Source organism: Faecalibacterium hattorii, from assembly GCF_003287455.1.
GTDB lineage: Bacteria > Bacillota > Clostridia > Oscillospirales > Ruminococcaceae > Faecalibacterium > Faecalibacterium hattorii.
In genome coordinates this window covers 98,700-124,026 of the sequence record NZ_PRLC01000009.1, presented here as the reverse complement: position 1 = coordinate 124,026, position 25,327 = coordinate 98,700, and the positions used below count along the sequence as shown (strand labels likewise).

General features: G+C 54.5%; 25 protein-coding genes and 2 pseudogenes. 14 read left to right on the top strand and 13 right to left on the bottom strand.

What is annotated here, in order from left to right; genetic code table 11:
- Positions 1–116: 116 nt before the first annotated feature.
- The 9 genes and pseudogenes from C4N23_RS07845 to C4N23_RS07810 form a co-directional block, all read right to left on the bottom strand.
- Positions 117–245: pseudogene (locus tag C4N23_RS07845) on the bottom strand (Maff2 family mobile element protein); the annotation flags it as partial.
- A gap of 138 nt (positions 246–383) precedes the next feature.
- On the bottom strand, positions 384–2,150 hold the full coding sequence (locus tag C4N23_RS07840; RefSeq protein WP_112145260.1) for a VirD4-like conjugal transfer protein, CD1115 family: 1,767 nt from the start codon (positions 2,148–2,150) through the stop codon (positions 384–386).
- On the bottom strand, positions 2,147–2,611 hold the full coding sequence (locus C4N23_RS07835; protein WP_112145258.1) for a PcfB family protein: 465 nt from the start codon (positions 2,609–2,611) through the stop codon (positions 2,147–2,149). Before C4N23_RS07835 ends, C4N23_RS07840 begins: the two co-directional genes overlap by 4 nt.
- 24 nt (positions 2,612–2,635) lie before the next feature.
- Entirely contained in the window at positions 2,636–3,073 is a 438-nt protein-coding gene (locus C4N23_RS07830; RefSeq protein ID WP_112145256.1) for a DUF3846 domain-containing protein, read from the bottom strand.
- On the bottom strand, positions 3,060–3,191 hold the full coding sequence (locus tag C4N23_RS14310) for a hypothetical protein (RefSeq protein WP_256469140.1): 132 nt from the start codon (positions 3,189–3,191) through the stop codon (positions 3,060–3,062). The genes C4N23_RS07830 and C4N23_RS14310 overlap by 14 nt, the downstream gene beginning before the upstream one ends.
- Positions 3,192–3,199: 8 nt before the next feature.
- Positions 3,200–3,622, bottom strand: coding sequence for a hypothetical protein (locus tag C4N23_RS07825; RefSeq protein WP_112145253.1), 423 nt, complete (start codon positions 3,620–3,622; stop codon positions 3,200–3,202).
- A 63-nt stretch (positions 3,623–3,685) separates the two neighbouring features.
- Positions 3,686–4,621 (bottom strand): ParB/RepB/Spo0J family partition protein, encoded by a 936-nt coding sequence (locus tag C4N23_RS07820; protein ID WP_112145250.1) that lies wholly within the window; start codon positions 4,619–4,621, stop codon positions 3,686–3,688.
- Positions 4,578–5,411, bottom strand: coding sequence for a ParA family protein (locus C4N23_RS07815; protein WP_112145248.1), 834 nt, complete (start codon positions 5,409–5,411; stop codon positions 4,578–4,580). Before C4N23_RS07815 ends, C4N23_RS07820 begins: the two co-directional genes overlap by 44 nt.
- Complete coding sequence (locus C4N23_RS07810; RefSeq protein ID WP_005930660.1) at positions 5,411–6,280, bottom strand: DUF6017 domain-containing protein; 870 nt, start codon at positions 6,278–6,280, stop codon at positions 5,411–5,413. Before C4N23_RS07810 ends, C4N23_RS07815 begins: the two co-directional genes overlap by 1 nt.
- Before the next feature lie 587 nt (positions 6,281–6,867).
- Between C4N23_RS07810 and C4N23_RS14020 the strand changes: the two are divergent.
- The 7 genes and pseudogenes from C4N23_RS14020 to C4N23_RS07775 all read left to right on the top strand — a co-directional run.
- Positions 6,868–6,990: pseudogene (locus tag C4N23_RS14020) on the top strand (DUF6061 family protein); the annotation flags it as partial.
- Positions 6,991–7,139: 149 nt separating this feature from the next.
- Positions 7,140–8,477: a TrkH family potassium uptake protein gene (locus C4N23_RS07800; protein WP_112145247.1), complete on the top strand. Its 1,338-nt coding sequence runs from the start codon at positions 7,140–7,142 to the stop codon at positions 8,475–8,477.
- A gap of 11 nt (positions 8,478–8,488) precedes the next feature.
- Positions 8,489–9,136: a potassium channel family protein gene (locus tag C4N23_RS07795; RefSeq protein WP_015565003.1), complete on the top strand. Its 648-nt coding sequence runs from the start codon at positions 8,489–8,491 to the stop codon at positions 9,134–9,136.
- 18 nt (positions 9,137–9,154) lie between these two features.
- On the top strand, positions 9,155–9,283 hold the full coding sequence (locus C4N23_RS14305) for a hypothetical protein (RefSeq protein ID WP_275539597.1): 129 nt from the start codon (positions 9,155–9,157) through the stop codon (positions 9,281–9,283).
- Positions 9,284–9,415: 132 nt separating this feature from the next.
- Positions 9,416–11,299 carry an ATP-binding protein gene (locus C4N23_RS07790; RefSeq protein ID WP_112145244.1) on the top strand — a complete coding sequence of 628 codons (1,884 nt, stop codon included), beginning with the start codon at positions 9,416–9,418 and terminating at the stop codon, positions 11,297–11,299.
- The gene (locus tag C4N23_RS07785; RefSeq protein WP_112145241.1) at positions 11,292–12,002 is read left to right on the top strand and encodes a response regulator; all 711 of its coding nucleotides are present in this window, start codon (positions 11,292–11,294) and stop codon (positions 12,000–12,002) included. Before C4N23_RS07790 ends, C4N23_RS07785 begins: the two co-directional genes overlap by 8 nt.
- 337 nt (positions 12,003–12,339) lie before the next feature.
- Complete coding sequence (locus tag C4N23_RS07775; RefSeq protein ID WP_342587750.1) at positions 12,340–13,026, top strand: alpha/beta fold hydrolase; 687 nt, start codon at positions 12,340–12,342, stop codon at positions 13,024–13,026.
- 269 nt (positions 13,027–13,295) lie between these two features.
- Here the strand turns inward: C4N23_RS07775 and C4N23_RS07770 are convergent, their stop codons facing one another.
- Positions 13,296–14,405 (bottom strand): aminoglycoside phosphotransferase family protein, encoded by a 1,110-nt coding sequence (locus C4N23_RS07770; protein WP_181567093.1) that lies wholly within the window; start codon positions 14,403–14,405, stop codon positions 13,296–13,298.
- Between the two features lie 19 nt (positions 14,406–14,424).
- A complete protein-coding gene (locus tag C4N23_RS07765; RefSeq protein ID WP_097840244.1) occupies positions 14,425–15,291 on the bottom strand; it encodes a helix-turn-helix domain-containing protein in 867 nt (288 codons plus the stop codon).
- Positions 15,292–15,432: 141 nt separating this feature from the next.
- Here C4N23_RS07765 and C4N23_RS14015 point away from each other — a divergent pair, with 141 nt between their 5' ends.
- The 6 genes from C4N23_RS14015 to gnpA all read left to right on the top strand — a co-directional run bounded on the left by C4N23_RS14015 (position 15,433) and on the right by gnpA (position 21,361).
- Positions 15,433–15,711 (top strand): hypothetical protein, encoded by a 279-nt coding sequence (locus tag C4N23_RS14015; protein WP_112145235.1) that lies wholly within the window; start codon positions 15,433–15,435, stop codon positions 15,709–15,711.
- Positions 15,708–17,081: a carbohydrate ABC transporter substrate-binding protein gene (locus C4N23_RS07755; protein ID WP_112145233.1), complete on the top strand. Its 1,374-nt coding sequence runs from the start codon at positions 15,708–15,710 to the stop codon at positions 17,079–17,081. The genes C4N23_RS14015 and C4N23_RS07755 overlap by 4 nt, the downstream gene beginning before the upstream one ends.
- Before the next feature lie 87 nt (positions 17,082–17,168).
- Positions 17,169–18,053 (top strand): carbohydrate ABC transporter permease, encoded by an 885-nt coding sequence (locus tag C4N23_RS07750; RefSeq protein WP_112145230.1) that lies wholly within the window; start codon positions 17,169–17,171, stop codon positions 18,051–18,053.
- A 12-nt stretch (positions 18,054–18,065) separates the two neighbouring features.
- Positions 18,066–18,962: a carbohydrate ABC transporter permease gene (locus C4N23_RS07745; protein ID WP_112145228.1), complete on the top strand. Its 897-nt coding sequence runs from the start codon at positions 18,066–18,068 to the stop codon at positions 18,960–18,962.
- A gap of 11 nt (positions 18,963–18,973) precedes the next feature.
- Entirely contained in the window at positions 18,974–19,162 is a 189-nt protein-coding gene (locus C4N23_RS07740; RefSeq protein WP_005926920.1) for a DUF6903 family protein, read from the top strand.
- 39 nt (positions 19,163–19,201) lie between these two features.
- On the top strand, positions 19,202–21,361 hold the full coding sequence (gnpA, locus tag C4N23_RS07735; RefSeq protein WP_112145226.1) for a 1,3-beta-galactosyl-N-acetylhexosamine phosphorylase: 2,160 nt from the start codon (positions 19,202–19,204) through the stop codon (positions 21,359–21,361).
- A 374-nt stretch (positions 21,362–21,735) separates the two neighbouring features.
- Here gnpA and C4N23_RS07725 read toward each other — a convergent pair whose 3' ends face one another.
- Positions 21,736–22,608: a patatin-like phospholipase family protein gene (locus C4N23_RS07725; protein ID WP_112145224.1), complete on the bottom strand. Its 873-nt coding sequence runs from the start codon at positions 22,606–22,608 to the stop codon at positions 21,736–21,738.
- A gap of 162 nt (positions 22,609–22,770) precedes the next feature.
- On the opposite strand from C4N23_RS07725, the gene C4N23_RS07720 reads away from it, so the two are divergent.
- A complete protein-coding gene (locus C4N23_RS07720; protein ID WP_055189958.1) occupies positions 22,771–23,364 on the top strand; it encodes a xanthine phosphoribosyltransferase in 594 nt (197 codons plus the stop codon).
- Positions 23,365–23,412: 48 nt separating this feature from the next.
- On the opposite strand, the gene C4N23_RS07715 is transcribed toward C4N23_RS07720, so the two are convergent.
- A complete protein-coding gene (locus C4N23_RS07715) occupies positions 23,413–25,275 on the bottom strand; it encodes a peptidoglycan D,D-transpeptidase FtsI family protein (RefSeq protein ID WP_112145222.1) in 1,863 nt (620 codons plus the stop codon).
- Positions 25,276–25,327 lie beyond the last annotated feature (52 nt).

The window sequence follows — 25,327 nt, the reverse complement described above, 5'->3', positions numbered from 1 at the left end:
GAGTATCAGTGCGGACGCTTCGGGGCGTTACTCCCTCATTTCATCCATCGAAATATCAGTTCTCCAAGATTCTGGACTTCTTTAGTCCTTCAACTTGTGCCTGACCTTTTCAGTCAGGAACGCATCGCACGGTTATCGTTGCCATAACCTTCCAGCAGGTTGATGGCACCCCAAACGCCAAGACCGGCACCCAGAGCGACAACCAGAGTCTGAAGAACTTCGATAGCAGAGTTAAAGAATTCCATAGTCGTTTCTCCTTTATAAATGAAAGTTGTAGACCATCCGTACACACCTGAAGCTGCATAATGAAGCCGCAAACTGCGGCGGGAGTAGGCTTGCTGGTGTACCTCTCTGGTCAGGATAAAATAAAACCGCCTACCGGGTCAGGCAGACGGGAGCGAATCGGCATCCACCACGATGAACTCATCACCGGGGTGGATTTTTTCTTTTCGGTTCAGATATTTTTCAATATCGAAGGTGTTTTTGGGGTCATAGTCCGAGGTCAGCTTGTAGTTGGGGTGCTGGGTCAGGTCGTACTTGTCGCTCAAAAACGGTCTGACGCCACGCAACTGCAAAATACACTTGCCGCCGTCCAGCACCGCCAGCTCGTCCCGGCTCAATAACTCATGCCCCATCTTTTGGAACGTAGTGCCGTAGCTGGGGCTGTTGCCACGGGTGTCCGAGGTGTTGAAGGCATCAATCGTTTCTTTGCCTAGTATTTCGGACAGGTCTTTCAGGGTGGTAGGTTCGGAGCCGCCCAGAAAAATTTGAGAATCCATGTTGCCCACAATGGTGTCCGCATTGTCCTTGTAGATGGCTTTCAACTGGCTACGGGCTTGCAGTACCAGACAGGCGGAGATCTCACGGCTGCGGATGGTGGCCACCAATTTTTCAAGGTTTGGAATCTGCCCGATGTTGGCACACTCGTCGATCAGACAGCGTACATGGATGGGCAGTTTGCCGCCGTACACATCATCTGCTTTATCGCACAGTAAATTGAAAAGCTGGGTGTAGACCATCGAAATCAGGAAATTGAAGGTGCTGTCCGTATCCGACATGATGAGGAACAGAGCTGTTTTCTTATCTCCCAGCGTATCCAGTTGCAGTTCATCGTACATGGTGAGATCACGCAGTTCTTGGATGTCGAAGGGGGCTAGTCTGGCACCACAGGAAATGAGGATGGATTTTGCGGTCTTGCCGGCAGCCAGCTTGTAAAGTTTGTACTGCCGCCCGGCAAAGGAGTTGGGCTTCTTTTTTGCCAGTTCTTCAAACAGCAGATCCACCGGGTTCTGGTATTCCTCGTCATCCTCCAGTACCTGCATGGTGTTCAGCATCTCCAGCAGGGTAGCGAAGTTTTGTTCCTCCACCGGGGCTTCATAATGCAGATAAGCGATCAGGGCGGTGAGCAAAAGACGCTCGCTTTTCTCCCAAAATGGGTCCCCACCGGACCCTTCGCCCTTGGTGTTGGTCATCAGGGTCGTGACCAGTTTCAGAATGTCCTTTTCGCTGTGGACATAGCTGAACGGGTTGTAGTGCATGGACTTTTTGAAGTTGATGGTGTTCAGAATCCTGACCTTGTAGCCGTTCTTCAACATTGCGTTGCCACATTCAAGCACGATAGTTCCTTTGGGATCAGTGACCACATAGGAACTGTGACATTGTAAAAGGTTGGGCTTGAGCCAAAACCGGGTCTTGCCGCTGCCGGAGCCGCCCACCACCAGCACGTTTTTATTCCGGGCGTTCTTGGGGTCAGGCGGGCGGTTGCTCATCATCAGCCGTTCCGTTTTGGTCAGGATGATGTTGTCGGAAAACTTGGGAGCCATGAACGGCTCAATATCCTTGGCGGTGCCCCACCGGGCAGAGCCATACTCCATGCCGTGGCGGTACTTCTTGGCGTTTTTACCACGCAAATAAACCGCCAGCTGTAACCCTGCGCCGCAGCACAAGCCCACCAGCAGATCCAGCGGATGCAAGCTGGGCAGCGGGTTCGCAAATGCCAGCGTGATAGTGCCCATCATCGCCATGATCTTATCGCCCAGTTCTTTGCCCTCGGCCAGCCGCCACGCTTCACCAAGGTTCGTTGCCACCAGCCCCAGCAGGATATACGGCAGATACAGCGCAAGCAGTTTTGTCAGCTTTTTCGTGGTCACAGTCCACGCTCCTGTTCCTTGTGCCGGACTTTGCCGGGGAGTTCTGCCGCCGCCTGCACCAGTTCCTGCAATCGTGCCAGCACCGAGGGGCGTTTATCCTTGTTGAGCAAAGATGCCGAATACTCCTTGAACGCCGAGTGAAAGGCTTCTGCGTCCGGGGCTTTGAAAAAAACCAGATACCGGGGCGGTACCTCGGAGGTGTCCTTGCGGATAGCGTAGTCGATGCCGTACTTTTTGGCATAACGTTCCAGACCACGGATGCCGGTCTTGCTGATCTCCACGCTGGATACGCCCCGGTTCTGCCGCAACAAGGTGCGGACGCTCTGCTTACCTTGGGATGCTTTGGACTGGTACAGCCGAAACGCCGCTTTAACTGCCCGCAGGACAGTCCGGGCAGACAGCTTCGTGGTGGAGATCATAATGTTGAAGGATTTCTGTTCGATTTCTTCCTGCACTGCCATCACCTCCCGTGCAGCAGGGTGATTTTAGCGGTCATGCTCTGCCGGAGGCTTGGTGCGGGGCTTTTCTGCCGGAGGTTCATCAGGCACCGGCAGCACCAGCAGACGGTTGCCCAGTTTCAGAAAGGCTTCTGGCTGATGAAAAAGCTGCTCGTACTTCTGCGCCAGTTCCGGGGAGAGCGATACAAAATCCTCTTCGCCCAGCCCCACCACGAGAAAAGTCCCAGCAACGGCATCATACATTTCTCCGTTTTCATCCCGAAGGGCACGGTTCAGGGGCAGACCCATGAGCTTGCCGTCATCGTTATAAACGATGGCAACCGGATCTTCAAATGGGTAGCTTGCGCCGATGGAGCCGCCCACTGCCTGCTGCAAAGTCTTCAGGTCGTTATCGATCTCGACCTGCTGCGGATACTGTCCCGGTGCAATTTTCAGCACCGACAAGGTGTTTTCAGCCATGCGAATCCTCCTTTCCGTTCAGTCCGATCTCACCGCTCCGTGCCGCCTGCATCAGAGCCGCCACGAAGAATCCGAAAATGGCACCTGCTTCGAAAAATGCGAATCCGATAAAAAAGTTCAGCATGGCATACCTCAGTCGATGCAGATGCAGGGCAGCTTCTGGTCGTCTGCCATCAGGGTGATGCTGTGGCTTTCCAGATACTTCTGGAACAGGTAGACCTCATCAATGGTCAGAGAGATGACCCTGCCGTCCATGTTGGTGCGAGCCAGAATCACCGGGCCGGTCAGGTAGTGCTTGCCGCCCATCTTCAGCACCTGCGCCGGGTTGTAGCAGAGCAGCAGCGAGGTATTGGGAAGGTTCAGGCAGGCATCGTCCTCCTCAAAGCAGGGCAGGATGTCGGGAGCCTCGTCCAGCGTGATGACGGTCAGCTCCATATCCGGGGCAATGGCTGCGAGGTAGACCTCACCGCCCCGGTTTGCCGCCAGTGCAGCGCAGATACGCACATCAATGGTGATCTCCTCGGAGCGGATGGTACAGGTAGCGTTGTTTTTCATAGGCGTTTCTCCTTTTGTTTGCAAAAGAAAAAGACCCCATCGGGTCTTTCGTTACGGTATAAGTCAGCGTTCATTCTGCCGCTGATGTTTGCGTTGCCACTGTTCCAGCAGCTTGATGATGGTGTCCTCCATCTGTTTCGGGGTGTAGCTGCGAGGGAAATATTTCCGCAGGGTATCGTTTTTGATGACCACCTTGTCCAGCTCGCCCTTTTTCTCTTCTCCCATGACCGCAAAGGCAACGTCATACGAGAAGTGCCCTTCCTGCGCCAGCTTTTTAAGCCGCTGCGCTTGGGAAAGGGACGGCGCATTCTGGGTGTCTTGCATCGCTTCTAAAAAATCCCGCTGTTGGTTCGTGTCGAGATACGACAATTCCACAGCAGGATTGAAGGAAATCTTCTTTTCGTCCACCATGTCCAGCAGTTCGGGGACAAGGTTGGTCAAGCGGATATAGCGGAAAATTTGATTCTTACTAGTTCCGAGTTCTTCAGCCATCTCCTTACTAGATAGTGTACCGAAATTATTCCCAACTTGGGAATAATTATCTTGCGTAGGACGTCCTGCCTGATGCTTCATGGCTTCCAGCTTCATCTTGTAAGCGAAAGCCCTCTCGCTTGGCAAGATGGTTTCGCGTTGAAGATTGCTGTCTACCATGAGCAAAACAGCGGCATCATCATCCATATTGCGGACAATGACCGGCAGGGTGTCCAGTCCGGCAAGCTGTGCAGCGTGCTGACGGCGGTGCCCGGAGATGATTTCATAGCCACCCTCCGGGCGTGGGCGGGCGATCAGCGGAGACAACACGCCGTACTGTTCCACGCTTTCTACGGTGCGCTGCATGGACTCGTCATCCAAGACCTTAAAGGGATGGTCTTTGAAGGGGAACAGTTCTCCAATGGGAATCTGCTGCACCTGCTCCCGCTGCTGTTCCTGTCGGGATTCTTCCGTGGAGAAAATGTCATCTGCCCCTTTCAGCGACACGCTTAAGCTGCTTTTCGGCATTCGCCAGCACCTCCTTCGTCAGAGATTGGTAGGCTTCTGCCACCTTACCTTTGGGATCGTGCTGGAAAATGCTTTTGCCCACTGCACTGATTTCCGCAGCACGGACAGACCGGGGAATGGTCTGGTCGAACACCTTGATCTTGCTGCCGTAAGCACCCCGAATCAGGTTGTCGATTTGTTGCCCGTAGTTGGTGCGGCTGTCGGTCATAGTCAGCAGGATTCCCTCGATTTTCAATTTCGGGTTGATCTGCCGCCGGACCTTCTGCACCGTCTGCAAAAGCTGTTCCAGACCTTTCGCAGACAGGTACTGCGCCTGCACGGGAATCAGGGTGGTGTCTGCCGCTGCCAAGGCATTGACGGTCAGCATCCCAAGGGAAGGAGTGCAGTCCAGCAGAATAAAATCGTACTCCCGTTTGGCACTGTCCAGCACCTGTTTCAACATCTTTTCCCGGTTCATGCAGTTGACGAGAGACACTTCCAGCCCTGCCAGTTCGATGTTAGCAGGGATCAGGTCAACGCCCTCTGCATGGTGCAGGATGCCTTCACCGGGCGGAATACTCTGATCGTCCATGGCTTTTGCCATCAAGGTGGAAAGGGTTGTGGGCAGTTCATCGGGCTGCTGCCAGCCCATGCTGATGGTCAAGCTGCCCTGCGGGTCAGCGTCCACCAACAGGACCTTCTTGCCCTCCATCGCCAGACCGATGCCTAGATTTTCACAGGTCGTGGTCTTGCCGGTGCCGCCTTTCTGGTTGACGATGGCTATTGTGGTTGCTTTTTTTGAAATTCTCATCACCTCCGATTCGCTAAGTCGTGGTTGGTTTGGTTCTGATAGGAAAGCTGCATCGTGGTGGGTGCGTTGTACAGAGAAGCGAGCAGATATTGTTTCATGTTACGAATCGGATTGCTGTTCTCTGCAAGGCACTTCAGCACAAAGCGGATATGGTCGGCGTTCAGCTTCATAAACCGGCTGCGTACTACCTCGGCGGGCTTATCATCCCCGGCAATGTGCAGCAGCTTGCGGTTGGTGGCACAGGTATCCACCAGCAAATTCACGATTTGGTAGAGGGTATCTTCATCATCCGGGTAAAGCCGGAGCAGAAGGTCCACCTCCAAAGAGCATGAAAAATATTCTTCGAGCAGTTCGCGATTCTTCATCTTCTCCGATTCGTCGGAAAGGATAAGATTCGTATTATTCATCTCTGTTTTAGTCTCTTTCTTCTTAATACCTCGTGATTTTACCGGGTCTTGACAAGCGGTTTTAGAGCCACAAGAATCGTCATTATCACGATTCTTGACACTCTCCTTTGAAGATTCTGACGAAAAGTTTTTCACATACACCAAACATGGCTTTCCTTGCCCTCGACGTTTTCGTTCAATCAAACCAAATTTTTCAAGTTCCCGAAGCAGTCGGGTCGCTTTGTTGTCTGCGCAACGCAAAGTCCTCTTGACATCCTCAATCGTGAAGATGATGAACACGCGACCTTTTTTGTCAAACCATTCATTTTTAACAGAAAGGCTCATGCGGTCAAGCAGGATGCCGTACAGAGTTTTGGCATCGGTTGACAGATCTTGAAACCGCTGCTCCTGAAAAAGAGCCTTTGGAATGCGGAAGAACGAAAAGAGTTCTCCGGCCTGTCCGTAAAAGTAGTCAAGGGTCATACAATTCTGTCAAGGATGAAAAAACAACGATGGTTCATTGACATGGTTGACAAATCCTCCTTATAGATAATTCGTGCAAACAAAAAGCGCAACTTCGATTGGTGAAAATCGAAATTGCGCGATGTAACTTAGCTGTGGGAGAAAGGTCATTTGTCGGGGTCGTTTGACCACAATTTGACCACAAAAGGAATGAAACGTCTTGACATCCAATGAAACAGAATGGTATAATACATTTGAAATTTAACGATACTGAGTCTAGGCAGTATCGGATTGTACATTGTGTTTTCGAGAGAAGCACAATGGGGTTCAAGAGGCCGTGAGTTCGATTCTCGCCACTCGGACCAAACAAAAACAATCCGAACTTGTTTCCGATAGGAGATGGGTTCGGATTATTTGTTTTCTTCGGAAAATTAGCGTTTGCGAAGCAATGAAAGCCCCAGTGGGGCTTTTAAGCGACGGAACGGTCTGCGTTAGCAGATGGAGGGGCTTTGCCCCGACAAGTTCCATGCAGGTGTCCGTGGAAGATGAAGTCCGAAATCATAGATTGACCGACATAAGCCACAACATGATTTCAGGAGGACATGAACGTGAAGTACGATGCAAGAGCTTGCCATTTCAACATGGACACCGGGTGCGTGGAACTGCTGCTCCGGGATGGGAGAAAAATTTCCATCGACTGCACCGGGGTCGAGGATGCGTTGGACATTACCTCTTTTTTGAGCTGGTGATGTCCAGCGTTTGTTATTTGGTGTTGCCCGATCAATTTTAATGGAATCTTTATACTTCTATAATTTTCTTTACAGCTCTTTTATTTATTCCATGCTAATCTTTATGCACACGGATAGGTAAAGGAGCTTTTATGATTCAATATCCTCGTTACAGGCAGCACCGTTTTTCTTCTTTTCAGGTCATTATTGCAGGGTTTGCGGCAGTTGATCTGGTGGGCGCATTGCTTCTGATGCTCCCGATCGCTGCACAGCAGCGGTGCGTTACACCGTTCCATGAGGCACTGTTTACCTCCACCTCCGCCCTTTGCGTGACCGGCCTTGTGGTACAGGATACCGGCAGCTACTGGTCGGCATTCGGGCAGAGTGTGATCCTTCTTCTGATCCAGATCGGAGGATTGGGCGTCATTACGGTGGGTGCTGCCTTAGCGCTGCTTTCCGGGCGAAAGATCTCCCTCAAGCAGCGCAGCACGATGCAGGAAGCCACCGCTGCCCCGCAGATGGGCGGCATCGTGCGGTTGACAGGCTTTATTCTGCGGATCACCGCCCTGTTTGAACTGGCCGGTGCTGCACTGCTGCTGCCGACATTTTGTGCCGATTATGGATTGCGCGGGATCTGGTATGCACTGTTTCATTCCATTTCGGCGTTCTGCAATGCCGGTTTTGACCTGCTGGGAACAGAGGGTGCAAAATTTGTTTCGCTGACACGGTATGCAGGTGACCCATTGCTTACCACAGTGATCGCGGCCCTGATCGTCTTTGGCGGCCTTGGCTTTCTGACATGGGAGGACATTTGTACATACCGCCTTGATTTTCACCGTTACCGGATGCAGAGCAAGGTGATCCTTGTCACAACGGCGTTTCTTCTGGTACTGCCGACGCTGTACTTTTATTGCTTCGAGTTCACGGCCGGCTCTGCCCGGCAGCGCATTTTATTGTCGATGTTCCAATCCGTCACCCCCCGTACTGCCGGTTTTAACACCGCCGATCTTGCTGCGATGGGCAGCACTTCACAGGCATTGATGGTGGTTCTGATGCTGTTGGGCGGTTCGCCCGGCTCTACGGCAGGCGGCATGAAAACCACAACAGTTGCCGTTTTGCTGGCCAATATGTGGGCGACCTTCCGCCGCAGAGAAGATGCGGAATTTTTCGGACGGCGCATAGATGGTTCTGCAGTCAAGAATGCTGCCACCATTGCAGGGATGTATTTGACGCTGTTCTTCCTCGGAGCCTTTGTCATTGCTACGGCAGAGCAGCTGCCGATGTCGGTCTGTTTGTATGAGACTGCTTCGGCTGTGGCAACGGTAGGTCTGACATTGGGTATCACGCCGCAGTTGGGCATCCTTTCGCAGGGGGTGCTGATCGCACTGATGTTTTTGGGACGTGTTGGCGGATTGACGTTGATCTATGCGGCATTTGGCAGCAGCCCTGCCCACTCTCGTCTGCCGCAGGAGAAAATCGCAATCGGATAAAGGAGACAAGTATGAAATCGATTCTTTTGATTGGGCTTGGCCGTTTTGGCCGCCATATTGCGCAGGAACTGAATGAGCTGGGTCATCAGGTCATGGCCATCGACAGCAACGAGGACCGTGTGAACGCCGTGCTTTCCTATGTGACGAATGCACAGATCGGTGACAGCACCAGCGAATACTTTCTGCGTTCCCTTGGTGTCGGCAATTTTGATGTGTGTATCGTAACCATCGGCGGTAATTTTCAGAGTTCGTTGGAAACAACATCGCTGCTCAAGGAGCTGGGGGCAAAGCTTGTGGTCTCGCGTGCAGAGCGGGATGTACAAGCCAAGTTCCTGCTGCGCAACGGTGCGGATGAAGTGGTCTACCCGGAAAAGCAGCTGGCAAAGTGGGCAGCGATCCGATACAGCTCCGAACACATTCTGGATTACATCGAGCTGCAGGACGACCACGCCATCATGGAAGTGACCATTCCGCCGGAATGGATGGATCGTACGATCGGTGAGATCAATATCCGAAAAAAGTATAACATCAATATTCTTGCGCTGAAAAAAGACGGAAAGCTCGATATGAACATCACGCCGGATACGCAGCTGTGCCGGGATGAAAGTATGCTGGTTTTGGGTAAATACGCATCGATCCAGAAGTGTTTCCGGCTCTGAAAAGATAGGACGGATCGTATGGATGTCGTTTTGTTGCTGATGGTTCTTGGAGTCATGTTGAGCGGTTTTTGGGCAGCAGATGCGCTGGATCACATGCGGAAGGAGATCATTCGACAGGAAGGAAAAAGACGCGGCTGGTGGTCGTAACCATCAAATTGTGCTATACTGTGGGCAAGGCAGGTGATCTTTATGAATCAGAACGACCAACCCACTGAACATATTCTGGCGTGTCTGTCGTCCTCTCCCTCCAATGCAAAGATCGTGCGGACGGCGGCAACGATGGCAAAGGCATTCGGCGGGACCTTTACAGCTCTGTATGTCCGGACTCCGGATTCGGATCAGATGGGAAAAGAAGACTGTCGGCGCTTGCAGCAGCACATTCGTATGGCAGAGCAGGCAGGTGCCGACATTTCTACGATCTACGGGGATGACATTCCGCAGCAGATCGCAGAGTTTGCCCGCATCTCCGGCATTACAAAAATCGTGCTGGGGCGCTCCAGCGTACATCGCCGCCATTTCTGGAGTGGGCCGTCACTGACTGAAAAATTGACGATGACTGCGCCTAATCTGGATATTTATATCATCCCGGATGCTTCTGCAGAGAACGGCTACGGTTCAGGACGGAAGCTGTTCACCCGTGCGCTTCTGCCGTCTGTCCGTGATCTGCTGATCACCGCAGGCATTCTGAGCTGCATCACGCTCATCGGCTTCTTTTTCTTACAACTGGACTTTGCACGCTATAATATTATTATGCTCTATATGCTGGGGGTGCTGTTCACCGCATTGTGTACCAGCGGCTACACCTGCGGTGTGCTGGGCTCCATTGCCAGTGTTGCGCTATACAATTTTTTCTTGACGGAACCGCGCCTGACATTCCATGCGTATGATCCCGGTTATCAGGTTACATTTGCCCTGATGCTGACCTCTGCAATCATTACCTGCACCCTGACAACACGGTTGAAAGACCATGCAAAAATGTCTGCGCAGGCAGCGTTCCGTACAAAAATACTGTTTGATACAAATCAGCTTTTACAGAGAGCAAAAAGCGAGGAAGAAATCCTCTCTCAGACAGCGTCCCAGTTGATGAAGCTGCTGAACCGGAGCCTGATCGTCTACCCGGAACAAAACGGAGATCTTGGTTCAGAACAGATTTTTTGGGTTGACGGGAAAACGGTGCAAAACATCTTTTCTGCACCGGAAGAACGGGATGCAGCAAACTGGACGTTTGCCAACAAAAAGCGTTCCGGCGCAGGCACGGATAGCTACCCGGATGCAAAGGGGCTTTATCTTGCGCTTCGGACCGGAGGCGGCGTGTTTGGAGTGATCGGGATCGATCTGTCCGAAAAACCGCTGGATGCCTTTGAAAACAGTGTGCTGCTTTCCATTCTGGGCGAAGGTGCGCTGGCCATCGAAAATCGCAGAAACGCGCTGGAAAAAGAGCAAGCTGCATTGCAGGCAAGGAATGAAGAACTGCGGGCAAACCTGCTGCGCACGATCTCCCATGACCTGCGCACCCCGCTGACCTCCATTTCCGGCAATGCCAGCAATCTGCTTTCCAACGGAGAAACGCTGGATACAGAGACCCGGAACAAGATCTGCACCGATATTTTTGACGATGCGCAATGGCTGATCGGTCTGGTGGAAAATCTGCTTTCCATCACCCGCATTGAAGATGGGCGGATGAATCTGCAGATCTCGCCGCAGCTGATGGACGAAATGATCGAAGAAGCGCTGCATCATGTCAACCGGAAAAGCTGCGAACACACCATCACAACACAGTATGGGGACGAGATCCTCTTGGTCAATGTGGATGCACGGCTGATCATGCAGGTGGTTGTCAATCTGGTGGATAACGCCGTCAAATACACCCCCGTGGGCTCGGTTATTCAGATTTCGGCTTACCGGAAAGACCATCAGGTCGTAGTGGACGTTGCAGATAACGGTCCCGGCATTCCGGATCGCGCAAAAGCACAGGTGTTCGAGATGTTTTATACCGGGCAGAGCCGCATCGCAGACAGCCACCGCAGCCTTGGACTGGGTTTGCCCCTCTGCCGTGCGATCCTGACGGCTCACGGCGGAACATTGACCCTGCGTGACAACGTTCCCAATGGCAGTGTCTTTTCCTTTGCATTGCCGCAAAGTGAGGTGAATATTCATGAATAAGCCGACCATTCTGGTCGTAGAGGATGATGTTCCTGTACGGTGTCTGATCACAACGACCCTGAAAACCCACGGCTATAAATATCTGACTGCTTCCAATGGGGAAACGGCGATCATGATGACTACCAGCCACAATCCGGACATCATGCTGCTGGATCTTGGGCTGCCCGATATAGACGGCATCGAGGTCATCCGCAGCGTCCGCACATGGTCGAACCTGCCCATCATCGTCCTGAGTGCCCGGAGCGAAGATTCTGATAAGATCGAAGCACTGGACAATGGCGCAGACGATTATCTGACAAAGCCGTTTTCCGTGGATGAGCTGCTGGCAAGACTGCGTGTAACGCAGCGCCGATTGAATCTGCTGGCTTCTGACGGCATAAACAGCCCGGTTTTTGTCAATGGTCCTTTGAAGATCGACTTCTCGGCAGGCTGCGTCTGGCTGAGCGAGAATGAATTGCATTTGACCCCCATCGAGTACAAGCTGCTGTGTGTGCTGGCGCATAATGTGGGCAAAGTGCTGACGCATACCTCCCTCACGCAGAAAGTATGGGGCAGTACGCAGGAAAATGACATTGCTTCCTTGCGAGTTTACATGGCATCCCTGCGCAAAAAATTGGAACGATGCCCGGATGCGCCGCATCTGATTCAGACCCATGTTGGTGTCGGATACCGGATGCTGCGCGCAGAAAATGATGAAGCATAGTAAAAAAAACAGGATGCGTCCTTGAATAGGACGCACCCTGCCAAAAGCCGCAGACAACAGCGATATGTACAACAGGGAGTTCCCCGATGCTGGGTGTTCGTAAAACAGTTTTTGAGAACCAACACGGCAACTGCCGGTCAGGATTGGTTACGAGTACCCGGCTAGACCGAGGAAGCATCTAAAGCGGAAGTTATGGGAGGGAAGCTCAATGGAGGAACGGACATATCAGACCCGTTGCGGAACGATTCACTATTGGGTGAGTGTGTCAAACCCGGATACAATTACGCTTGTTTTTCTGCCGGGATTGACGGCAGACCATCGATTGTTTGATAAGTAGATTCAGTATTTCGAGAACAGGTATAATGTTATCGTCTGGGATGCGCCGGCACACGGTTCCTCATGGCCGTTTCGATTTGATTTTGATCTGTTCGATAAGGCAAAATGGCTGGATGATATCTTAAACCAAGAAGGAATCACAAAGCCTGTCATTGTTGGGCAGTCCATGGGTGGATATGTGGGACAGGCTTATGCACAGCTTTACCCAGACAAAATGACGGGTTTTGTCTCCATTGATTCTGCACCGCTGCAACGAAGCTATGTGACGGCAGTTGAGATCTGGCTTTTGAAACGGATGGAACCGGTATATGCTCACTATCCGTGGAAATGGCTCCTGAAATTGGGGTCGGAAGGCGTTGCCACGTCTGATTATGGTAGAAATCTCATGCGTGAAATAATGCTGACTTATGACGGCAATCAGAAACGCTATGCGCAAATCGCCGGACATGGTTTTCGTATTTTGGCAGCGGCTATGGAGAAGGACCTGCCGTATGAAATCAAGTGTCCCGCATTATTGATGTGCGGCACACAAGATCACGCTAGTTCGTGTATACGGTACAACAAAGCATGGCATCGCAATACGAAAATTCCTTTGACGTGGATCGAAGGAGCAGGACACAATTCCAATACAGACAAACCCGAACAGGTGAATCGTTTGATAGAGGAATTTGTTGCTGATATTTTATAACAGACAATTTCCAGTTGGCCGTAAACAATCTTAGCAAGGTTTGGGGTGGGACCGCGTTTGCGAAGTGTAGCGGAGCAATGAAAGCCCCAGTTGGGCTTTTAAGCGGCAGCGCGGTCTGCGACAGCAGATGGAGGGGCGTTGTCCGGCTTGCTCACGGAAAGTGTGAGGTCATGGCGCAGTAGGGATAAGCTGTAAAAAGAAGCATGGACGCCCCCGAAAAGGAGAGCGTCCATGCTTCTTGCTGTATCCGAATGGAGGAGATTGCGAAATCAGTGATTGTCCGGGCAGACGATTTCCAGCATCTGATCGAAAACCTCTTCCATCTGCCGCACCAGTGTGAACTGGGTGCGGGCGCGGTCGAGGTTGTGATCCGGGCGAGCAATATGGAAATAATGGTCGCCCTCCAGATAGTCAGTCAGAAAACGGATGCCGCATTCCAGCGTCATGAGCCTTGCACCCCATGCAAGGCTCTTTTTTTCTGCTATGCTCATGGATGCCCCGGCAGTGGAGAGATACCCTTTGGCGAACACTTCGTACAGATGCAGGTCAAAATGGACTTTGCTCTGGTCAGGTTCGTCCTCAGCGCAGTCGTTGGCACCGGTGCGGATGGAATCGCCGAAGTCGTAGGCCGAAAGTCCCGGCATCACGGTGTCGAGGTCAATGACACAGATGCCTTTTCCGGTAGCGGCATCGATGAGGACATTGTTGATCTTGGTATCATTGTGGGTGACGCGCAGAGGAATTTCGCCAGCTGCCAGCTGATCCAGCAGGACATGGCAGTCCTGCTCCCTCGCATGGATAAATTCGATTTCCGACGTGATATTTTTTGCTCGGCCCAGTGCATCGGCGGCGAGGGCTTTTTCAAAATTGGCATAGCGGTTGGGCGTGTCGTGGAAGCGGGCGATGGTTTCGTGGAGCGTGGAGGCCGGGTAATCCTCCAGCTGGTTCTGGAATTTGCCCAGTGTCTCGGCCACGGTGCGGAAGTCGGCTTCGCTGCCGACCTGCTGCAAACAGATGGTATCTTCTACAAAGTCGTAGGCACGCCATGCGCCGCCGTCTGCATCTAGATAGCAAGTCGACCCCGACAAAGTTGGGATGACATTCAGCGTTTCCCGTGCTGGGTCGCCGCCCTCGGCAAGAATTTTCGCCCGCAGATGCCGGGTCACGCCGCAGACATTCTCCATCAGGCCCACCGGGTTAGTAAAGGTATCTGTGTTGATGCGCTGCAAAATAAAGCGTTTGGAATGATCTTCCCGCCAGACCACAAAGGTGTCGTTGATATGCCCCTCACCATAGTGGTGAGCATCGCAGAGCACAGGCCCGCCAAAATCAAAGGCATTTGCAGCAGACTGGAGCAGAGAAAGGGTAACGGATTTCATCATAAATTCCTCGTTTTCGTTATACTTCATGCCGTTTTGACGGGGCAGGGCGTTGTCCCTGCCGCACCTGACGGCGGTATTCATTGGGGGTCAAGCCTTCCGCCTTGCGGAAGCATTGGGAAAAATAGCTGGGAGAGGAAAAGCCCATCAACTCGCTGATCTGCGCCAGACTGTAACCGGTGTTGCCCAGCATATATTTGCTTTCCTCAATGCGGCGGCGGTTCAGATAGGTGATCGGAGAGATGCCATACTCTTTTTGGAAGGTATGGGCCAGATAGTATTTGTTGATGTGGGCGATTTCGGCAAGGGTATCCAGCGAGATATCTTCGCGGTAGTTGCTGTCCAGATACCGCTTGATCTCCACACACTCCCGGCTGTCGGAGCGGGGCGTTTCCTCTACCTGCAAAGAAAGCGTGGTACACCGCACCAGCCAGATGAGCAGCACTTCCAGCAGATCCTGACAGACCGTTTCGCAGCCGTCCAGACTGCGGTCTGCTTCGGCCAGCAGCATATGGAGCAGCGTCACCATCCGCTCCCGATTTTCCCGGCAGTTGAATATGGCGTAGGAAGAATCTGATTTTCCAAATAAGATCTCGATGCCAGCAACGCCCAATACAATGTATTCCAGCGGTGAAGCATTCAGGCTCAACTCGGTATGCTCTACCTGCGGATTGACGATAATCATATCATCCGGTTTGACCGGATAAAGCTGACCGCTTAAATAAAACTGACCTTCTCCGCTCAGACAGTAGAACAGCTCTGTGCAGGAATGGGTGTGGGCAGTGCTATTCCAATCGCCGCCAAATTTGCTTTTGCTGATGTACAGCAGCCGGAAGGATTCCCGTGGAGCGGGAGCATGGCGGATATCAAATCGCTCGGTACTCATAAATGGCTCCTTTTGAGGCGAAGAGCAAAAAACATAAAAATAAAAGCAAGATACTAAAAATATGAACCTAAAAACGATGCGGTACTTCGTACGTTTTTTCTCATTATAGAGGCAATGAAGAAAAAATGCAAGCCCTGATTTTTGGATAGGATCAATACTTTTGCCTTTGATAGCATGCAAAAATGTGTCAAATTGGTTACAGATGGGGAAATGTTCCAAAACAATTCGGCCAATTTTAGTGCTTTTGCTGAAAGAATTTTCCAAAAAGCAATATTTCTAAAAAATGAAGCAACAAAGACCTTGCTGCAAACCGTAAAAACCTCTATATTGGAACCAGAAAAAACCACAGCCCTCTCGGACGAAGCCTGTTTGCCCCGGCTGTGTTTTGAACGGAATTTTATGATGGAGGATACACTATGAAACGCATTTCTCGTCGCAATTTTCTGAAAGCGGCTGGCGTGGGTGCCGCTGCACTGGGTCTGGCCGCCTGCGGCGGTTCTTCCAGCTCTACCGCGTCCAGCACAGCTTCTTCTGCCGTTGCATCGTCCGCTGCTCCCGCTGAGGACGTGACCATCAAGGTCGCCGCCATTGAGACCGCTTACGGTTCCGAGATGTGGCAGAAAGTCACTGATGCCTTTACCGCCCAGACCGGCATCAAAGTGGAGCTGACCACCGACAAGAATCTGGAAGATGTCATCGGCCCCTCCATGCAGGGCGGCGACTACCCCGACGTGGTCCATCTGGCCACCGGCCGCGAAGCTGCCCTGACCGAGCAGTTTATCAAGGGCAACCTGATCGCCGACATCACCGATGTGCTGAGCATGACCGTGCCCGGCGAGAGCAAGAAGGTGAGCGAGAAGATCGCCGGCGGCTTTACCGACACCTCCCTGACCAACCCCTACGGCGACGGCAAAACCTATCTGGCTCCCATGTTCTACAGCCCCTGCGGCCTGTTCTACAACGCCGGTTTCCTGAAGGAAAAGGGCTGGGACATGCCCACCACTTGGGATGAAATGTGGGAACTGGGTGATAAGGCTGCTGCCGAGGGCACCTATCTGTTCACCTACCCCACCACTGGCTACTTCGACGCCTTCTTCTATGCGCTGATGTACGCTGCCGGCGGCCCGGAGTTCTTCAACAAGGCCACCCACTACACCGAGGGCATCTGGGACACCCCCGAGGCACAGACCTGTTTTGATATCGTGACTAAGCTGGCCTCCTACACCAATCCCATCACTCCAGCACAGGCCAACGATCAGGACTTTACCCAGAATCAGCAGCTGGTGCTGGATAACAAGGCCCTGTTCATGCCCAACGGCACTTGGATCGTGGGCGAGATGGCCGAAGCACCCCGCGCCGACGGCTTCGAGTGGGGCATGACTGCTCTGCCGGCTGTCAAGGCGGGCGGCGACCAGTACAGCTACACTTGGTTCGAGCAGGCATGGATCCCGGCGGGTGCAGAACATCTGGATGCAGCCAAGCAGTTTGTAGCCTATCTGTACAGCGATGAAGCCTGCAAGCTGTTTGCCGAGAGCGGCGCTATCCAGCCTGTGCTGGGCATCGCCGACAGTCTGGAAGGCGACAACAAGATGTTCTACTCCATTTATGATAACGGCGCAAAGGCAGCTATGGGCAACTTCGCTTCCTTTACCGCGATCCCCGGCGTGGAAGTCCGCACCGTGTTCTTCGACCCTGTCAACTCTCTGGTGTCCGGCAGCATGACCGAGCAGCAGTGGATCGACGGCATCAAGTCCGCCAGCGACCAGATGCGCGCCAACATCATCGAGTAATTGAGCCCTGCCCAGCGGGGGCGGTTTTTACCGCCTCCGCTTTTTTGGGCTGTACAGTACCATCAAGAAAGGAGCGGTCAATCCCCTATGAGAACGGATAAAAGCCGCAAACGGTTCGTATTCCTCTGTGTGGCACCGGCTACCATCCTGTTTTTCCTCTTTATGATCCTGCCCACCCTCAACGTGTTCCGCATGAGTTTGTATGAGCGGGGTGCCTATTCTCCCAACGAGACCTTTGTGGGGCTTAAAAACTTCCAGCATCTGCTGCGGGACGCCCAGTTCATCCGCTCCATGCAGAATATGATCCTGCTCGTGGTGGTGGTCACCATCGTCACCTTTGCGTTTGCGCTGGTGTTTGCCGCCATCCTCACCCGCGAAAAGATCAAAGGCCAGAACTTTTTCCGCATCATCTTCTACATCCCCAACATCCTGTCGGTGGTCGTCATCTCCGGCATCTTCTCTGCCATCTATAAGCCGGAAAACGGCATGCTGAACAGCATCATCGGCCTGTTCCACAACATGAGCGACCCCATCCTGTGGAAGGGCGAAAAACTGGTCATCCCCTCCATCATCATTGCCATGGTGTGGCAGGCCATCGGCTACTACATGGTCATGTACATGGCCTCCATGTCTGCCGTGCCCATCAGCCTGTACGAGAGCGCCAATCTGGACGGTGCCGGGCGGCTGACCCAGTTCTTCCAGATCACCATCCCCCTCATCTGGACGAATATCCGCACCACCCTCACCTTCTTTATCATCTCCACCATCAACATGGCTTTCCTCTTCGTCAAGGCCATGACCAGCGGCGGGCCCAACGGCGCATCGGATGTGGCGCTGAACTATATGTACAGCCAGAAAGACGCTGGCCTGTATGGTTACAGTATGGCCATCGGCGTGGTAATCTTCCTGTTCTCGTTTGCCCTGTCCGCCTGTGTCAACAAGGTCACCAACCGCGATACGCTGGAATTTTAAGGAGGGAAGAAGATGCAGAATACCACCGAAAAATCTTCCCGCTCTGCGGAAGGTCTGTACAAGTTTTTCATCTATTTTGTGCTGGTTCTGCTGGCCGTTACCATCATCGTGCCGGTGGCATGGGTGTTCATGGCCTCCATCAAGCAGAATGCAGAGTTCTACGGCAACCCATGGGCACTGCCCGCCGGGTTCTACTGGCAGAACTTCGTCAACGCATGGAACGGCGCGAAAATGGGCGAATATATGCTCAACTCGGTCATCGTCACCGCGCTGGCGCTGGCGCTGCTGCTGGTCGTTGCCCTGCCCGCCGCCTACTGCCTGTCCCGCTTCTACTTCAAGGGGCGCAAGGTACTGAACACCCTGTTCATGGCGGGCCTGTTCATCAACGTGAACTACATCGTGGTGCCCATCTTTTTGATGCTGCGGGACAGCGATGTGTGGCTGAAAGGCCATTTCGGCAGCGGCTTTCTGCTGAACAATCTGGTGGTGCTGGCGGTGGTGTACGCCGCCACCGCGCTGCCCTTTACCATCTACCTGCTGTCGGGCTACTTTGCCACCCTGCCCCACGATTTTGAGGAGGCCGCCTACATCGACGGTGCAAGCTACTTTTCCACCATGACCCGCATCATCTTCCCCATGGCAAAGCCCTCCATCATCACCATCATCCTGTTCAACTTCCTGTCCTTCTGGAACGAGTATATCATCTCCATGACCCTGATGAGCTCCACCAAGGCACCCCGCACCCTGCCGGTAGGTCTTTTGAACCTGATGCAGGCGCAGCAGAGCGCCGCCCAGTACGGCACGATGTATGCAGGCCTTGTGCTGGTGATGCTGCCCACCCTGATTTTGTACATCTGCGTGCAGCGGCAGCTGACGCAGGGCATGACCGTGGGCGGCCTGAAAGGTTAAGGTGACAGACGATGAAAGCATATTGGAAAAACCATCCCGCCCTGCGCATGATCCTGATGCTGGTGCTGTTCGTACTGGCACTGGTGCTGGTGGTGTCCGGCTGGAAAATGACCGGGCAGCTGGCAGGGCTTGGCATCATGCTGGTGGGCGTAGCGCTGCTGCTGGCTGTGCTGGCGCTGTATAACGCCGCCTACGATTGACCCCCTACGATTCAAAGAGAGGCAAAAGGAGAGTTTCCCATGGATGAAACAAGAAAGTCCGGGCGCGTGACCATCCCCACCGACTTGGACGTTGTGCCCGAAACGCTGGAGATCTTAAAAAAGTGGGGTGCTGATGCCATCCGCGACTGCGACGGCACCGACTTTCCGCAACAGCTCAAGGATGCAGACGCCAAGATCTACTCCACCTACTATACCACCCGCAAGGACAACGCATGGGCAAAGGCAAACCCGGACGAGGTACAGCAGTGCTACATCATGACCGGCTTTTACACCGCCCCCGGCGACACCGTGACCATCCCGCTGATGAAGGGCATCAGCCCGGAGCTGATGCAGGTGAACACCAACGACGACATCACCCGCTGGTGGGAGGTCATGGATCGAACCACCGGCCAGCCCGTGCCGCCGGAGCAGTGGAGCTACGCCGACGGCAGTGTGACCGTACAGGCCGTACCGTTCCATGAGTACACCGTCAGTTTTCTGGCTTACCTCATCTGGGACCCGGTGCATATGTACAACGCTACCACCAACGGCTGGACGAACTTTGAGCACCAGATCACCTTTGACGTGCGTCAGCCCAAGACCCACAAGTATTCCATGGAGCGCCTGCGCAAGTTCATTGCAGAGCACCCCTATGTTGACGTCATCCGCTACACCACCTTCTTCCACCAGTTCACCCTGATCTTCGACGAGCTGAAGCGGGAGAAGTTCGTGGACTGGTATGGATACTCTGCTTCGGTCAGCCCTTATATCCTCAACCAGTTTGAGCAGGAAGTGGGCTACAAGTTCCGCCCGGAGTACATCATCGATCAGGGCTACTATAACAACCAGTACCGGGTGCCCAGCAAGGAATTCCGGGATTTTCAGGCCTTCCAGCGCCGCGAGGTGGCAAAGCTTGCCAAGGAGATGGTGGACATCACCCACGCGTGTGGGTGCGAAGCCATGATGTTCCTCGGCGATCACTGGATCGGCACCGAACCTTTCATGCCGGAGTTCAAGACCATCGGACTGGATGCCGTAGTGGGCAGTGTGGGCAACGGCTCCACCCTGCGCCTGATCTCTGACATTGAGGGCGTGAAGTACACCGAGGGCCGTTTCCTGCCGTACTTCTTCCCCGACACCTTCCACGAGGGTGGCGACCCGGTGCGGGAAGCCAAGGAGAACTGGGTTACAGCCCGCCGCGCTATCCTGCGCAAGCCCATCGACCGCATCGGCTATGGCGGCTATCTGAAACTGGCCTTGCAGTTCCCGGAGTTCGTGGACTACGTGGAGAGCGTCTGCAACGAGTTCCGCGAACTGTACGAGAACATCAAGGGCACCACACCCTACTGTGTCAAGCGGGTGGCTGTGCTGAACTGCTGGGGAAAAATGCGGGCTTGGGGCTGCCACATGGTACACCATGCCCTGTATTACAAGCAGAATTACAGCTACGCCGGCGTCATTGAGATGCTGTCCGGTGCGCCCTTTGATGTGAAGTTTATCAGCTTTGAGGATATCAAGAACGACCCGCATCTGCTGGATTCGTTGGATGTCATTATCAATGTCGGCGATGCCGATACCGCACACACCGGCGGCATCTGGTGGGAAGACCCGGAGATCTCCTCCGCTATCCGCAAGTTCGTCTGGAACGGCGGCGGCTTTATCGGCGTGGGTGAGCCTTCCGGTCACCCGTATCAGGGCCACATTCTCCAGCTTGCCAGCGTGCTGGGCGTGGAGGAAGAAAACGGCTTCACCCTCAACTACGACAAGTACAACTGGGAAGAACACCCGGACCATTTCATTCTGCAGGATGCCGACCGGCCCATTGACTTTGGCGAGGGCAAGAGGAATATTTATGCGCTGGAAGGCACCGAAGTGCTGGTGCAGCGAAACAAAGAAGTGCAGATGGCGGCACACGACTTCGGCAAGGGGCGCGCCGTGTACATCAGCGGCGTGCCGTACAGCTTTGCCAACAGCCGCACCCTTTACCGCGCTATCCTGTGGAGTGCCCACAGCGAGGAGGAACTGCATACATGGTTCAGCTCCAATTATAATGTAGAAGTTCACGCCTACGTCAAGAACGGCAAGTATTGTGTGGTGAACAACACCTACGAGCCGCAGGATACCACCGTTTACACCACGGACGGCAGCAGCTTTGCTCTGCATCTGGATGCCAACGAGATCAAGTGGTATGAGATCTAAGTTCTCCTTTTCATAAACGAACACAACGGGCAGCTCTGTTACCAGAGCCGCCCGTTGTGTTTGCTGTATCTGCCGATAACTCAACCTGTGTCAATCGAACGCTGCAATGGAGATGGCTGGAAACGCAGAAATTCAGTAATGCGAGCGTAATAGACCTGCAGAAAAAGAAATTGTCGAATTATCGTCTCTATACAGACTTGAAGCTGAATCCGGGCAACGTGAACGCATGGCTCAAACACAACGATTCCAGCAAAATGAGCCTCGACTGTGCACGAAAAATTTATCAATACGCAAAAGAATAGGATAGAGCATAGAAAAGCCCCCGGCGCCCTGCCAATTGCCAGCAGGACACCGGGGGACTTATGCGTTGAAGTTTATTGCTCTTCCGTTTCGGCCTTGGTCTGATCGAGGAAGGCTTTGATCTTGTCGATCTGGATCTGGGCCACGGCGCGGCCGGTCTCGTAGACGCGGCGGAGCTGGGCGGGGTCGCGTTCCATCGCGCCGATCTCCAGCGGGATGGGCGGGCGGATGACGTAGTCCACGCCGGACGTCTCCAACATGGAGAGGTAGCTCAAAGTCTCGTTGTAGCGCTCGTGGCGGTCGGCTACGGCCTCCACAAAGGCCGGGTAGCGCAGATACCGCGCCCGGATGGCGGGCAGCATGGGGTTCTTCTTCTTGACGAAGCCCTTGGGCTGGGTCAGGATGATGAGATTGCGCTTGTAGCCGATGGACTCAAAAAAGCGGATGGGGATGGAGTCGGCCACGCCGCCGTCCAGCAGCCCGTAGTGGCCGATCTGGACAATCTTCGCGGCCAGCGGCATGGAGGCGGAAGCTTCCATCCAGCGCACATCCTCGGCGTCGCCCTTGCGGCACTTGTGGTAGATGGGGCTGCCGGTCCGGACGTCGGTGCAGACGACGAAGAAATCCATGGGGGACTCCGCAAACGCCTTTTCGTCAAACGGGTCGAGCTTTTCGGGAACGTCATGATAGCAGAACTGCTCGCTGTACAGGTTGCCGGTGCGCAGCAGATTCTTGAAGCTGGCGTAGCGCTTGTCGTTGCAGTACTGGGTGTTGTAGCGGATGGTGCGGCCGATCTGGTGGGACTTGTAGTTACAGCCGAACACCGCGCCTGCAGACACGCCGATGGCGCCGTCCACGGTGATCCCGTTTTCCATCAAAACATCCAGAACGCCTGCGGTGAACATCCCCCGCATGGCGCCGCCTTCCAAGACCAATCCGGTTTTCATATGAGGCACTCCTTCTTATCCAGATAGATTACTTTCAGTATACTCGAATTTTTGGAGAAAACAAGAGGAAAATACCCAAAAGACCTTGAAATCTGGGGTGTGAATCCGGTATACTAGGTAAAATCGAAATGCTGTAGCAAAAGCTTGGAGGAAGAGACTGAAATGAGACTGCTGGAAGATCGGATTCGGAGAGACGGCATCGTCCGCGAGGGCAATGTGCTGAAGGTGGACAGCTTTATCAATCATCAGATGGATATCCCGCTGTTCCGGGAGATGGCAAAGGAGTGGAAGCGTCTGTTTGCGGGCAAGCCCATCAACAAGGTGCTGACCATCGAGGCCAGCGGCATCGGCATCGCTGCCGTGGTCGCCAGCGAGTTCAATGTGCCGGTGGTCTTCGCCAAGAAGTCCATGAGCATCAATCTGGACTATGACAACTATGAGACCAAGATCCAGTCCTTCACCCACAAAAAGATCTACAACGTCATCGTTTCGAAAAAGTTCCTCACCCCGGAGGATCATGTCCTCATCATCGACGACTTCCTCGCCAACGGCTGCGCCCTGATGGGTCTGCTGGATCTGGCCAAGGAGGCCGGTGCCACCGTGGAGGGCATCGGCATCGCCGTCGAAAAGGGCTTCCAGCAGGGCGGTGAGCTTATCCGCAGCAAGGGCATCCAGCTGGAGAGCCTTGCCATCGTCGAGTCCATGGATGCCGCTACCGGTGAGATCAAGTTCCGCGAGCAGCCGCAGCAGAATTAAATCAAATGTCCATCAGACCGCTTCGGCGGTCTTTTTTGTTGTGCGCGGTCAGGCTCCGTCGAAGCTGTCGCCGTCGGCGGGGAGGTCGGCGGCGGTGGGCTCTGTCGGGGCGGCGTCCGGCACGGCGGCGCGGGGAATGCCCTTGTAAACGAGGGTCTGTTCCAGCACTTCGGCGCAGACGGGGGCCGACAGGCTGCCGCCCGCCGTGGTCCAACTGTGGGGTTCATCGAGGCAGACGAGGCAGAGGAACTGCGGGTCGTCGATGGGGGCCACGGCCACGAAGCTGGCGATGCGGGCCTTTTCGTCGGCGCTGTCGAGCTTCTGGCTGGTGCCGCTCTTGCCGCCCACCCGGTAGCCCGCGATCTGGGCGTTCCGCCCGCCGCCGTAAAGGACGACGGCTTCCATCATCTCCCGCATCGTGGCGCTGGTCTCGGCTTTGAGCACCTGCCGGGTGCAGGTGGGGGCGATGTGCTCGATGAGGGAGCCGTCCGGCGCGAGGATGTCCGATACCACGTAGGGCTGCATCAGCTTGCCGCCGTTGACCACGGCGCAGACCGCCGCCGCCATTTCGAGGTAGGAGACCTTGCTGCTCTGCCCGAAAGCGCAGGAGGCCAGCTCCACCGGGCCCATCCGGTCGGCGGTGTAGTAGAGGCTCTTTTTCGGCTCGGCAGGCAGGTCGATGCCGGTGGGCTCCCGGAGGCCGAAGGCGGCAAAATAGCTGCAGAAGGCCTCTTTTCCCAGCCGGGCACCGATCTGGATGAAGCTCTGATTGCAGGAGTTTTCGAGGGCTTGGGTCACGGTCTGTGCTCCGTGGCGCTTGTGGTTGGCGCAGTGGAACCGGGTCCCCGCCACCGAGATGGACTCGCCGCAGTAGAAGCTGGAATGCTGGGTGACAGCCCCGGTGTCCAGCGCGGCGGCACAGGTGATGAGCTTGAAGACGCTGCCGGGCTCGTACAGGTCGCTGACGGCTTTGTTCCGCCACTGGGTCTGCTGGGCCAGCTGCAATGCGGCGGCCCGTGCGCCGCCGGAGAGGGCTTCCACCTGCGTCCGGGCGGCGGCGTCGAAAATGACGCGGGGCTCGTTGGGGTCGTAGGAGGGGGTGGTGGACATGGCCAGCACCGCCCCGGTGTTCACATCCATCACGATGCCCACCGCCCGCGCGGCGACATGGTGCTCCTGCACCGCGTAGCCCAGCGCGTTTTCGAGGTAGTGCTGGATGTTGGCGTCGATGGTCAGCCGCAGTCCGTCCCCCTCGGTGGGGAAGCGCTCGGTCTCGTAGCTCTGTTCCAATGTGTAGCCCCACGCATTGACGGCGGTGAGGACCACCCCGTTTTCCCCGGTGAGGAGGCCGTCGTATTTCAGTTCCAGCCCGGAGACGCCCGCGTTGTCCACATTGGTGAACCCCAGCACGGACGCGAGGAACTGCCCCTGCGGGTACCACCGCTTTGAGTCCTGATTGATCCGGATGCCGGTGATGCCGTTCGCTTCGCAGAGATCCCGCACCTTGTCTGCCGTTTCCCGGTCCACCCGGTAGCGGAGCAGACAGTCGTTGGAGCGGCGGTCGCTGAATTTTTCCAGCAGCGCGGCGGCGTCGAGGCCAAGGATGTCCGCAAGGCCGTCGGCGGCGAGGGGGAGCTTTTCCTCCGGCATCTCGCGGGGGGAGGCACGGAGGGTCCAGCAGCTGCTGTTTGCGGCCAGCAGGACGCCGTCGGCGCTGTAGATCTTCCCCCGGTCGGCGGGGACGACGGTGTCCCGCAATTGCTGGCCGAGGGCGCGGTCGGTGTACCAGCCGCCGCTGCGCAGCTGCAAAGAAAACAGCCGCACGGCCAGCCCCAGACAGACCGCGCAGAACACCGCCGCCACCACCCGCGCCCGGCGGCGGAAGGCATGTTCAGGGAGGGTGCGGAGCATGGAGTCATCTCCTTTCGTTTTATTTTACGCGCAGAGCGTGCCAAAAAGACTA